Origin of the sequence: Gordonia gummivorans, assembly GCF_022513585.1 — a bacterium.
GTDB lineage: Bacteria > Actinomycetota > Actinomycetes > Mycobacteriales > Mycobacteriaceae > Gordonia.
In genome coordinates, this window is sequence record NZ_JAKWBF010000009.1 from 155941 (window position 1) to 168152 (window position 12212).

The 12212-nt window shown below is 65.9% G+C and carries 9 protein-coding genes; 4 read left to right on the forward strand and 5 right to left on the reverse strand.

Annotation, left to right across the window (positions count from 1 at the left end; translation table 11 throughout):
• The first annotated feature begins 62 nt into the window (after positions 1 to 62).
• From MKW15_RS09345 to MKW15_RS09355, 3 genes are all read left to right on the forward strand, one after another.
• Complete coding sequence (locus MKW15_RS09345; protein WP_240857327.1) at positions 63 to 776, forward strand: TVP38/TMEM64 family protein; 714 nt, start codon at positions 63 to 65, stop codon at positions 774 to 776.
• A 109-nt stretch (positions 777 to 885) separates the two neighbouring features.
• Positions 886 to 1485 carry a SatD family protein gene (locus MKW15_RS09350; protein WP_240857328.1) on the forward strand — a complete coding sequence of 200 codons (600 nt, stop codon included), beginning with the start codon at positions 886 to 888 and terminating at the stop codon, positions 1483 to 1485.
• A complete protein-coding gene (locus MKW15_RS09355; protein WP_240857329.1) occupies positions 1482 to 2039 on the forward strand; it encodes a hypothetical protein in 558 nt (185 codons plus the stop codon). Before MKW15_RS09350 ends, MKW15_RS09355 begins: the two co-directional genes overlap by 4 nt.
• A gap of 23 nt (positions 2040 to 2062) precedes the next feature.
• On the opposite strand, the gene MKW15_RS09360 is transcribed toward MKW15_RS09355, so the two are convergent.
• The 4 genes from MKW15_RS09360 to MKW15_RS09375 are packed head-to-tail and all read right to left on the reverse strand — an operon-like array spanning position 2063 to position 6331.
• Positions 2063 to 3748 (reverse strand): alpha/beta hydrolase, encoded by a 1686-nt coding sequence (locus MKW15_RS09360; protein ID WP_240857330.1) that lies wholly within the window; start codon positions 3746 to 3748, stop codon positions 2063 to 2065.
• Between the two features lie 23 nt (positions 3749 to 3771).
• Complete coding sequence (locus tag MKW15_RS09365) at positions 3772 to 4980, reverse strand: SPFH domain-containing protein (protein WP_240857331.1); 1209 nt, start codon at positions 4978 to 4980, stop codon at positions 3772 to 3774.
• Between the two features lie 58 nt (positions 4981 to 5038).
• Positions 5039 to 5464 carry an NfeD family protein gene (locus MKW15_RS09370; protein ID WP_240857332.1) on the reverse strand — a complete coding sequence of 142 codons (426 nt, stop codon included), beginning with the start codon at positions 5462 to 5464 and terminating at the stop codon, positions 5039 to 5041.
• Between the two features lie 39 nt (positions 5465 to 5503).
• Positions 5504 to 6331, reverse strand: a complete 828-nt coding sequence (locus tag MKW15_RS09375) for a DUF3097 domain-containing protein (RefSeq protein WP_240857333.1) — start codon at positions 6329 to 6331, stop codon at positions 5504 to 5506.
• A gap of 280 nt (positions 6332 to 6611) precedes the next feature.
• Between MKW15_RS09375 and MKW15_RS09380 the strand changes: the two genes are divergently transcribed.
• The gene (locus MKW15_RS09380) at positions 6612 to 7187 is read left to right on the forward strand and encodes an HD domain-containing protein (RefSeq protein WP_240857334.1); all 576 of its coding nucleotides are present in this window, start codon (positions 6612 to 6614) and stop codon (positions 7185 to 7187) included.
• A 487-nt stretch (positions 7188 to 7674) separates the two neighbouring features.
• Here MKW15_RS09380 and MKW15_RS09385 read toward each other — a convergent pair whose 3' ends face one another.
• Complete coding sequence (locus tag MKW15_RS09385; RefSeq protein WP_240857335.1) at positions 7675 to 12156, reverse strand: RHS repeat-associated core domain-containing protein; 4482 nt, start codon at positions 12154 to 12156, stop codon at positions 7675 to 7677.
• Positions 12157 to 12212 lie beyond the last annotated feature (56 nt).

The following is a 12212-nucleotide window of genomic DNA, read 5'->3' on the forward strand; positions in this document are numbered from 1 at the left end:
CCGGCCATCGAGGCCGCGACGGTGACCAATTGCACGCCTCGTCGACACGTAGAGTGGCGGGAATGTCCGATAGTTCCCCGACGCCGCAGGTTGGCACGCCGGAGGGTGCTGCGCCGCCGACGCGAGTGCGCGTCGATCGTCGCGCACTCCGTGCCGCGGGAATCGCGACCGCGGTGGTCGTGGTCGTGCTGGTCAGCGCCTATCTCCTGCCGACGCCGTCGGTGTCGGTGGTGCGTTCGTGGGGCGAGAGCCTCGGACCATGGTTCGTCTGGGTGTTCTTCGCGGCCTATGCGGTGGTCACGATCGCACCGATTCCGCGCTCGACGTTCACCGTGATGTCGGGAATCTTCTTCGGTCCGGTGGTCGGGTTCACCGGCGCGATCATCGCGTCGGCGATCGCCGCTGTTGCCGCATTCCTGCTGGTACGCAGCGTCGGCAGGGAGAGAGTCAAACCGTACTTGAAGAAGCCGGTGGTGGCGGCGGTCGAATATCGACTCGAGCGCCGTGGCTGGTTGGCCGTCGGTTCGCTTCGCCTCATCGCGGCGTGCCCGTTCTCGGTCACCAACTACTGCTCGGGACTCTCGTCGGTGCGGCTGCTGCCGTACACGATCGCGAGTGTGATCGGCATGGCTCCGGGAACCGCCGCCGTTGTGTTCCTCGGTGACGCTCTGACCGGTGCCCGCAATCCCGGGTATCTGGTGCTGACGGGACTGCTGTTCGCGGTCGGGATCGTGGGATTGATTCTCGACGCCCGCTTGCCGGTCCGGTCCAAGTAGACCTTGATCGAGCAAAATCAAGCGTGGGAACTTGATCCACAATCCCTACTGGAGCCCAGATCAAGGTAATATCCTTGATTGTGAAGAATCAAGCTCCTAGACTTGATGCGTGTACGTCATGACGGTCGACCAACGCGGCAGCCGAACCGACATCGATCGGGTCGACGAACTCCTCACCCATGTCGCCGATGCCGACGTCGTCCGCCCGTTCGAACGGACCGCCGGCGACGAGGTGCAGGCCGTCCTCGCCGATCCGTCCGCTGTCACTGCACTGGTGGTCGACCTGGTGGCCGACGGCCATTGGAGCGTCGGCGTCGGCACCGGCGCTGTGACCCTCCCGCTGCCCGCGTCGACGCGGGCAGGGCGCGGGCCCGCTTTCGAGTTCGCACGCGAAGCGGTCGACGCCGCCAAGCTCCAGCGCATTCCACTCGCCGTGCGCGGTCCCTCCGTGCGCTGGTGCACTCACGTACAGACCGCCGCCCGACTCCTCGCCGACGTGGTCGGTCGCCGCAGTACGGCCGGGTCGGCAGCGGTCGCGCTGGTACGCGCGGGATTGACTCAAGTCGAGGCCGCCGAGCGGCTCGGCATCACTCCACAGGCGATGTCCCAGCGACTACGGGCTGCTGGGTGGGACATCGAGACGGACGCCCGCTCCCTCATCGAGGATCTGCTCGCCGAGGCCGATCGCGACGCAGGCGCAGCCCGATGATCGTCACCGCGATCACCTTGCTCGCTGTTGTGGCCATCGTGCCGATCGTCGTGGCCCTCGGCCGATCCCGTATCCCGTCGTGGCGAGCGCATTCGACGAGGGTCGACGTCGGCGCCGGCGCGCTGCTCATCACCTTGGCCGGAGTCGCTGCACTGTTCGCACTACCGGCAGCGCATGCGGCCGGCGCGGGACTGGTCCTCGCCCGAATCTGCGCGCTGGCAGCAGCGGTGACCGGTGGTGCTCCGGTTGTGCGCTCGGTTCTCGCGGCCGGAGGTGTCGTCCCTCGACCACCCGGTGATGGCAATGCCGATCCCGACGCGGCCGGACCGCTGCGGGGCGGTCGGGTCATCGGGTATCTCGAACGACTCGCGGTGGCCGGAACCCTGTTGGCCGGCTGGCCGGAGGGGCTCGCGATCATCCTGGCGGTCAAGAGCCTCGCGCGCTTCCCCGAACTGCGCGCGCCGCATGCGTCGGAGCAATTCATCATGGGCACGTTCGCCTCGGTGCTCTGGGCAGTCTCGATGGTCGGCATCGGGCACCTGATCGTCGTGTGATCCGAGGAGTTGGGCACCTGTGTTCAGTCCGGCGGCAATCCCGCCAAGATCCGAGCCAGATGATAACCGGACACCCGAAGCTGCCAGTTGGATCCGTTGCGCGGGTAGTCCGCGTGCGTGTGGGCGCCCTCTCGCTCGATTCCGTCCGGGGTGGTGCGCGGGTTGACGTCGAGCCGGCGCAGGTTCGTGGTCAGCGGTGCGGGGCCGTTGAGACCAAAACGCTTGCGTGTCTGGAACTTCGCGATCCAGTCCCGGTCGCCCTGCATGACGAAACCGTGTCCCGGTGCCAGCCCGAGCTCGGCCTCGGTGCCCGCCTCGAATCCCGGTGAACCGTAGAACGCGGCGTCGTCGATGGGATGTCCACCGGGCTGCTGGAGCGCGATGCCTTGCGTCAGCGATCCGTAGGAGTGTCCGAACGCGGACAGATGCGGATCGTCTTTGTTCGACGTGGCGTCGAGGCCACGATAGAACTCGACGAGGTCGGGTGCGCCGTTGGTGGCCCGATCCTGTTGTGCCACTTCGAAAAAGCTCCAACCGGGCAATCGGGTTCCGCGATTGTCCGGCGGTTCGTAGCCCAGCCACATGATGGTGGACACCGTCTCCCCGTGACGTCCCGGTGTCAGCCGCAACTGTCGATACGCTTCGTCACGCAGCGACTCGATCTCCCCCATCGCCCCGGGGAAACTGTCGCGGATGTTGGTGTCCATGCCCGGCGTGGTCACCGAAACATGGTCGGCGTCATCCGGATTGCCGATGGCGACGGCCGCCTTCCCCTGCTCCCCCGAAGCCATGTCCAGCAGGAGCAGCATGCGCCCGTCCGGGTTCTGCCGGCTCCACGGCTTGTCGCCGATGAGTTCCTGTAACCGCTCGACGTCGGCGATCTTGCGTTCGACCTGCTTGAGACCGGCGTCCTCGTTGGTGAAGAGCCCACCGAACAGGTGGCGGTCGACCTGTTTGCGCATCCGGTCCCGCACCTCCCGCAGGTGCGAGCGAACCCCCGCGAGCCGCGACAGGTTCACCTCGTGCCGGACGTCACTCGGGATTCCGGGAGCATTGCCGAGCCACTCGGGATGGGTGGCGATCAGCGCGCGCTGCTGGTCGGCCGGCAGCGCATCCCAATCGGCACGCACCGCCGCCGGGGTCGCACCCTTCGGCGGCGGAGCGGGAACCAGGCCACCCTGCGTGGCGCCGATCTGCAGGGCATCGGCCACATTCGACGCCGCACGAGCGCTGATCCGACCGTCACGAATGGCGGTGAGGATGCGGTCGGCCTCGGCGACGACATCGTCGGCCTGATCGATCAGGGCCCGCGCCGACACCTCGAGCCGAGACCGCAGGCGGTTCCGCTGGGGATCGGTCGCCGGGTCGGGTGCCGCGGGGTCGCCGGTCACGCTGCCATCGGGCGCGATCGTCATCGACGACGCGCCCGCCATTCCCCGCAGCGCAGCGAGTCGCGTGTGGAGATGTCCGACCGCGACCGACGTGTCCATCGCGAGCCGGCGAGCCGCGCCGACGGCTGCCGCGGTGTCGAGTTGATCGGCCGGTCGGTCCGACATCAACGGCGAGTCGTCGCCGGCGGCGAACCAGGCCGGCAGCCGGTCGGCCGTGGCGAGCACATCCGACAATTCGCCAGGACTCCGCACGTCCAGATGTGTTGCGATGGTGTCGAGTTCGCCGGCGTCCCAATTCTCGATCCCAGTGAGATCCATCCCGGTCAGGTTCACCGAGGGTGTCAGCTCTGCTGGTTGTCGGGTAGCGGCGGCTCACTCGACGAATCGGGATAGACCGGCCCGGGCGCAATCGCCTCCGGGTCCGGCAGTCGTGAACGCTCAACGCGTCTGGGTACTTCCGGTTCGACGGGCGTGCGCGCCACGGCTTCCGCCTCGGCGACCGCCTGCGCCACCTTGGGATCCGACGTGAGGGAGAACCAGTCCTCGGTCTCCGACTCGTCCACCTCGGGTACCGGCTCGTCGGTCGACTGATAACGGAAGACCCCGTCATCGCCCTGCACCCCAAAGGATTTGGCGAAGCTCTGCAACGCGGACCCGAAGTCGGACGGCACCACCCACACCGTGCTGCCCTCACCCTTGGCCATCTCGGGCAATTGCTGCAAGTACTGGTAGGCAAGCAATTCCGGCGTCGGCTTGCTCGACTTGATGGCGGCGAATGTCTTCTCGATCGCCTTGGCCTCGCCCTGGGCATTCAGATAGGCGGCGGCGCGATCGCCTTGGGCGCGCAGAATCCGCGACTGCCGTTCCGCCTCGGCACCCAGAATCGCTGCCTGCTTGGCGCCCTCGGCGGCCAGGATCTGGGATTGCTTGGCGCCCTCGGCCGTCTTGATCGCCGACTCGCGCTGGCCCTCGGCCGCGAGGATGGTCGCCCGCTTCTCGCGGTCGGCCTTCATCTGCTTCTCCATCGATTCCTGGATCGACGGTGGCGGCATGATCGACTTCAGTTCCACCCGGGCCACCCGTAGGCCCCACCGGCCGGTCGCCTCGTCGAGCACACCGCGCAGCTGCCCGTTGATCGAGTCGCGCGACGTCAGCGTCTCCTCGAGGGTCATGCCGCCGACCACGTTGCGCAGGGTCGTGATGGTCAGCTGTTCGACGCCGGCGATGTAGTCGTCGATCTCGTAGACGGCCGACCGCGGATTGGTGACCTGGAAATACACCACCGTGTCGATCGAGAGCGTCAGGTTGTCCTCGGTGATGACCGGCTGCGGCGGAAACGACACCACGCGTTCACGGATGTCGACCCGCGCACGTATCCGATCGATGAACGGCACCAGCAATGTCAGCTGCCCCGAGACGGTACGGGTGTACCGACCAAGGCGCTCGATCACCGCAGCCTGCGCCTGCGGGATCAGCGCCACCGACTTGACCAGCACCACAACCACGAGCAGCGCGAACAGAACCAGGATTCCCAGAGCCAGATACTCCATCACACAACACCTTTCCGCCGTATCGCGAACACCGCGGGCCGAATCGACAGCGCGGTTCTCAGCCTCGCCAGACCACCGCCGTCGCGCCGTCGATCTCCACCACGGTCACCTCTTCACCCGGTGCGATCACCTCACCGGCGGTCAGCGCCCGCGCCGACCACACCTCGCCGCCGATCTTCACGCGGCCGTCGCGATCGTCGACCTCTTCGGTCACGATGGCGTGCTTGCCTTCGAGCGCCTCGGTGTTGGTCAGCATGCGCGGACGGCTCAGCATGTGCCGCTTCGCGACCGGCCGGACACCCATCAGCAGCAGCACGGACACCAGCGCGAAGACCACGACCTCCAGCCACACCGGGGCGCCGAGTGCATCGGCTCCTGCGGCGCCCAGGGCGCCACCGGCGAGCATCAGGAGCACGAGGTCACCACTGAATGTCTCCGCGATGACGAAAAGGATCGCGGCGGCCAACCACAGCAGCGCGCTCATGAATCCAGTCTGCCAGAATCCGCCGACGGTGATCGTCGCTCAGCGGTCTCCCGCCGCGGCCGTCACGAAGTCGAGGAGTTCTTCCACCGAACGGAGCAGATCGGTTTCCAGATCCCGATAGTCACGGACCCCGGCCAGCACCCGGCGCCAGCCATCCCGAGGATCGCCCCAGCCGAGTTGCCGGCACACACCGGTCTTCCAGTCCGTGCCCATCGGGACACGGGGCCAGGCGTCGATGCCGACCGACGCCGGTTTCACAGCCTCCCAGACGTCGATGTAGGGATGGCCGCACACCAGGACGTGCTCGCCGACGTCGGCGGTCAGCTTCGCCTCCTTGGACCCCGCCACTAGGTGGTCCACCAGCACGCCCGCCCGACGATGTGGCGCGGGCGCGAACTCGGCCAGCGCCTGTTCGAGATTGTCGAGCCCGTCGAGGCTTTCGACGACGACGCCTTCGGCACGCAGATCGTCACCCCACACCCGCTCGATCAGCGTCGCGTCGTGCACTCCTTCGACAAGGATGCGGCTGGCCCGCGCAGTGCGTGCGCGGGTCTTGGGCGCGACGCGTGAACCGGATGCCGTCCGTGTCGGCGCCTGCGGGCCTCGACCGCGAGGTTTGACCAGGGTCACCGGCCGGCCGTCGATCAGGAATGCGGCCGGATGCATCACGAAGACCCGGCTGCGCCCGTGCCGGTCCTCGAGTCGTACGAGGTCACCCGAGTAGCTCTTCTCCAACCCGACGATCGCGCCGCAGAATCCGGTGGCGGCGTCCTCGACGACGAGGTCGGTCTCGGCGGCGACCTCCGGCACGCGCGGCTTGGCGCGCTGGGGTTTCGACAACACATCGCGCCCGTAGCGGTCATCCATCGCGCGCATCCTCACTGTCGGCGTCGTGTTTGCTGTGTCGAACTGGCCGACGCCCTACGGTACGCGCGGGACTGCCCAGTCCTCGCTCCGCCACGCCCGGGATTGGGCAGCGGAGACGGCCGCAGCGAGACATCGAAACGCTGCCGATAACCGCCCGCGACACCTCCCGACCCGAGCAGTCATAGCCGAACCGCAACCCATCCACCGGACCTACCCCACGCCCGGCCGGGTGCGCGGAGGTTGCTGCATTGCACTCAGGTATTCACGTTACGATCGATCAGTGGATCCTGATCTACCTGCTGCGATACAAGAAGAACTGCGCCGTCGCTGGTCTGAACCACACCGCAAACACCACACCGTCAAACACCTCGATGAGGTCATTTCCGGTCTCGATACCCTGGCCACAGCGGGCGAAACTTTCGATCACCGATCAGTGATCCTTGCCGCCTGGTTCCACGACGCCATCTACAACCCCAAACGCACGACCAACGAACGCGACTCCGCACGACTCGCACAGAAACTCCTCGGCGCCGACTCAGACCTCGCAGAGGTGCAACGCCTCGTCTTACTCACCAAACACCACGCGCCGCTCAGCACCGACTCCAACGGGATCGCGCTTAGCGATGCCGATCTCGCCGTGCTGGGAAGCGACATCGACAGTTACCGCGAATACGCCCTCAATGTGCGAGCAGAGTACAAGTATATCCCCTCGTTCCTCTACAAAAGACTACGAATAAACATCCTCGAAGAATTCGCGAAACGCCCCTCCATTTACCACTCGGCCACCGCCAAAGATATGTGGGAAAACCAAGCACGATCCAATATCGCGGAGGAAATCAACACCCTGAAGAGCTAGCGGTTATGCCAATCATTCGAAAACATCCCCATCCTTCCACATCGTCCACACGCTTTCGTGACCCTGCGGGCCTTCCTTTGAGAGCACCAGATTGTTGACAATGCCCAAGAAGTCATGCATCGCCCACGGGCTTGAATCCCTGAAGCGATATCTCCCAGTATCCAGCTGACGAACTTCCGTGATGGTGCCTATGTCCGACTCAACCGTCAGGTGCGATCGGTTTCCCCATTGAGTGTTGAGCCCTGCGAACGTTCGCCAGTGACGTATCCGCTTGATTTCCCTGAGCGGGAGGCCCGCAGTCCCCTTCTGTAGCATGCGGACTCCATCCGCAGAAAGATAGATGGCGAGCGGAGCCGAACTCCTCTCTTCCACCAGTCCTCGGATGCGGTGATGAGGGTCTAGCGCGTGTAGGACTTCGCCGGTGGCAGTGTCATAGGCGCACACAGGGCGTTCGCTAAATTGCTGCGATAGGCATAACAGAGGCAACTCATCTCCTCACGATATTGAGTACAGATCGCCACGAGGCAGTTCGAGATCCGCCTTCGATGATCTCCACCGGACTCCGCGATTCGGCAAGCTTTTCAAAAGTTGGACCGATCGGATTTCCGTACTTCCCGACATTCCGCTCGGCCATTCGCGCTACGGCATTCTGGTTCCACATCTTGTCACGCGTCAGCTGTTTCAGGTCGTTGCGCTCTCCAACAACGCGCCGTGCAATGGACTCAGGATCGCCACCAGACCTCAGGTCGGCCAGGCCGCGCTTCGTAATTCCCTTCGCGGCACGGTTGTACCCGACACGCAACCCGGCATCGTGCACCATGTTGACGATTCCGCGCAAGCATGGCTTCAGTCCGAGTGGGTCGATCCAGGTGTGGGGGTTGTGGACGTAGGCGGTGGCACTATAAGGGTTGGGTGCGATCCCGAGTGGGTCGGGGCTGGTGTAGGTGGTGGTGGCCGGGTTGTAGTAGCGGTACCGGTTGTAGTGCAAACCGGTTTCCGGATCATACTGCTGCCCGGCGAACCGCAACGGGGTGCCGACACCCTGCCAACGCGTGTCACCCCACACCGTGCGCGTCGCACGCCCCACCACCTGCCCCGACGCGGGATCGACCAGCTCGGTCGGCGCGTCTGACAGATCGGCGATGATCGCATGAAACTCGTCATCGATCTGGGCTTGCGACCACCCGGCCGGATCCCCGCCAGCCGGTGGGTGCGCACCACCCCGACCACCACCGCCACTGCCACTGCCACCCTCGCTGCCGGGGTGGGTGGGAGTGTGGTGGCGGGTGTGTTGTTCCAGCGGCTCGCCCGTATCGGGGTGATAGGTCCAGATCCAGGTCGACGCCGCCCCGGCCGGTAGCGGCCCGCGCGCAGTGTGGGCGATGTTGGTTTGGGCCACCACATCATCGCCATCCCACCCGAACACCACCGTGTCCAACAAGCGTCCATCAGCGGCCGTGTGCGTTTTCGACACCCGACGCCCGAACGGGTCATACCCGTAACGCCATGTGCTGCCATCGGCACACACCACCGTCCGGATCTGCCCGGCACTGGTGTAGGTGAAGCGGGTGACCTCCGGGCCCCGCGACAACCGGTGACGGCGACGCTGCACCAACTGGCCCGCCGCGTCATACACAAACCGATCCCGACCGATCCGGGTGATCAACGTGCCCCGACGCGACACCCGACGATCCCCACCCATAGCTGCCGGACCCGCCACCGGTGAGGACGCCACCCCAACGGCAGGCAACCCACCCGACACCGAATCCAACAGCCCAGCCGGCGTGTACGAAAACCGTTCGGCCACACCCCCACCCCGCGCACCCACCACAGTCGTGGCAGTCGCCGCAGTCGTGGTCGCGGTCATCGGCGAGCCCGTGGGGTCAGGGGTGTTGTCGGCGCCGAGGATCCGGCCCTCACCATCCACACCGAACCCGACCCGACCAGCCACCACATCATCGATCGCCGACACATACGTGTCGGCCCGATACGTCCACCGCCGACCCGCCACCACACCACCCGCCGACGACCCCGACGAGGTCGTCGCACCTGCCCGTGTCGTAGAAGCCGGAGCGGTGGTGGCCGGTGCGGTGGTGGCTGGTGTGGTCGTGGCGACGACTTGTTCGATCAGCCGGTCCCGCACATCGAAACGCTGCCGGATGACCGCCCGCGCACCGATCGCCCGCGACACCTCCCGACCCGAGCGGTCATAACCAAACCGCAACCCATCCACCGCACGCACCCCACCCCCAACCGGGTGCGCGGAGTGGTGCGCGGAAGTCGTTGCGTCGGTGTCGGTGCGGGTGTCCACGGTGGTGAGCAGACCGGCCTGATCCCACCCGAAATCGGTCACCCACCGACCACCAACACCCGCAATGGTGGTGGTGTCGATGGTGCGGGTCGCCGACCGCGATCGCGGATCGGCGTTCCAGCCGGTGGTGATGCCGTTGATGGTTTCACCGACCACCACCCCTGTATCGGGGTCACGATGGTAGGTGACGACCGCGTCCGCGTTGGCCGCCTCCACCAGTTCACCGGCCTCGTTGAACCGAAACTCGGTGCGCCCGTCGGTATCCGACACCGACGCCACCACCCGGCCCGCCGCATCAAAGGTGGTGTCAGTCCGTCGACCCAACGCATCGATCCGGGCGACCGCCCGCCCGGCCACATCCACCTCGTAGCGGGTGTGCGCGTCGTTGTAATCGGTCTCCCCGACCAGCCGCCCGGCCCGGTCGTAGTCGAACCGCCACACCAAACCGTCCGGGTTGATGACCTCACGAACCTGCAACTGCGTGTCATAACGCAGCTGCAGCCGGCCACCGGTGGCATCGACCATCTCCACCGCGGTGTCCATCGGACCGAACCGCGAGGTCCGCCGGTGACCAGCATCATCGACCGCGGCCACCAGATTGCCCTCGGCATCAAACAGTGCTTCCTCACGCGTGCCGTCCGGATGCACACGCTCGACCAGTTCCCCATGCACCGTCCACACCAGCCGGGACTCGTTGCCCTCCGCATCCATCACCGACGTCGGGTTACCGAACACGTCATAGCCGTAGCTCACCACCCGCCCGTCCGGATCGATCACCCGCACCGGCCGCCCAGCCCGATCACACTCCACCCGCGTCACCGCACCCGAGGCGTCGATCGTGGCCGCCAGCACCGAACCCGAAGCGCGGTAATCGAACTCGAACCCGTGACCCACCCCATCCGGGCCGACCACCGACACCACATTGCCCCACCCGTCGACCTCGACCTCGCTGACCCGACCCGCAGCATCGATCACCCGCGTCGGGACCCCCAACCCCATGTACTGCACCGCCACACTCGTGCCGTCGGCAGCGGATTCCGCGATGACCAGGCCGTCCTCATCGCGGGTGAATGTGGCCACCCCACCCTCACCCGAGACCACCCGAACCGGGCGACGCCGCTCATGGACGACCGTGGTGATCGCACCCGCAGCCGTGATCTGCTGCCACACCTCACCCGAGGGGTCACACCGATAAATCTCACACCGCACATCACCGAGCACCTCATCACGCCACAACCGCTCATCCACCCCGGCGAACACCGCCGCACCCGCCGCAAGATGCGCCGGCCCACCCGCGACATCCCGATCCGGCAACACCACCCCCACACCGGCCACACCCACCGCGGCCACCTGCTCGATCAACGCCAACTCACCGACCCGCGCCATGCGCGCATCCACATCGACCGAATCGTCCACCGCCAAATTGGTGGCGGTTTGCACCATCACCGACAACACCCCACCCGCCACCGCGCCCGGACCGGTATCCGGCAGATACACCGTGCCGTTGGCAAACACCCCGCCCGTACCGGCCTGCACAACACACCGACCCTGCTGGTCGTAGCCATACCGGTAGACAATCCCGTTACGGTCAGTCCACGACGTCACCCGATCCGCGGCGTCATAGGTGTAGCGCAACGGCCGGCCAGACCGATTGCGTACCCCGATCAGCTGCCCGGCCAACGAATACTCATACCGCGCAACATCACGCGCCTGCGCACCCTCACCCGACACGGCGCCCTCACCCGACACCGACAACCCCAAGACCCGTTCGGTCACCGGATCGGTGTGCACCACCACCACCGCACCACCCGAGGTCACGATCCGGGCCGGCAGACCGGTCTGCGGGTCATAGACGATCTCATGGCAGTGCCCGGACCGGTGCACCACCGCACTCAACCCGACCACCACCGACAACCCCGTCCGCGCCGCCAACGTCGAATCTGCCACCGTGCCAGCCGAATTCACACCCGCACCAGCACCGCCATCGGCGTCGGCGTCGTCGTGCAGCGAGGATCGCTGCGGCCCACGATCGGGGTCGGGCACACGGAGCGACGAGGTGTCCCCGACCATCGAGAACACATACGTCACCCCGGCCGCCACCTCACGCACCCGATACGTGCCATCCACAAACGACAACCGCCACCCCGAGGTGTCCGACGAGGTGACCTCCACACCATCAACCGGATGGCCGAACACCACACCCATCCCGTCCGGCGCGATGAAACTCACCCCGTCCTCGTCGACATCAACACAACAATCCAGCATCGACACCCACGACGGCCCGAACGAACGTCCCGCCCGAAACGACGTGATCAGATGCCGCTCGAACACCAACGGGAACACCCCATCGATGCGCACATCCACATCAACATCGACCACATCACCGGAAAACACATCCACCGGGTCATTGGCACACGCACGACCGAACTTGCCCAACTTGCCCAGCTTCGCCAACTGCGCCGCCTTACCCGCCCCCGGAATCGCACCGGCCGCCGACATCGCGAACTCACCCCACGACATATTCCCCGTCAACGTCAACGCCAACCCGATACCCACACCAATACCCGCGATGATCCCACCCACCAACGTGCCCAACCCCGGCAACAACGCCACCAACGAACCCACCGTGATCAACACTTCCGAAATCGTCTTCAACACATCAGCATGCTCATCAATCCAATTACCCACCGACTTCCAAAACGCCTTCCACCCCT

Coding starts and splice junctions, on each gene's coding strand:
- MKW15_RS09355 (WP_240857329.1), top strand. CDS start 1,482: ATGATCGTCACCGCGATCACCTTGCTCGCTGTTGTGGCCATCGTGCCG.
- MKW15_RS09345 (WP_240857327.1), top strand. CDS start 63: ATGTCCGATAGTTCCCCGACGCCGCAGGTTGGCACGCCGGAGGGTGCT.
- MKW15_RS09370 (WP_240857332.1), bottom strand. CDS start 5,464: ATGAGCGCGCTGCTGTGGTTGGCCGCCGCGATCCTTTTCGTCATCGCG.
- MKW15_RS09375 (WP_240857333.1), bottom strand. CDS start 6,331: ATGGATGACCGCTACGGGCGCGATGTGTTGTCGAAACCCCAGCGCGCC.
- MKW15_RS09360 (WP_240857330.1), bottom strand. CDS start 3,748: ATGGATCTCACTGGGATCGAGAATTGGGACGCCGGCGAACTCGACACC.
- MKW15_RS09365 (WP_240857331.1), bottom strand. CDS start 4,980: ATGGAGTATCTGGCTCTGGGAATCCTGGTTCTGTTCGCGCTGCTCGTG.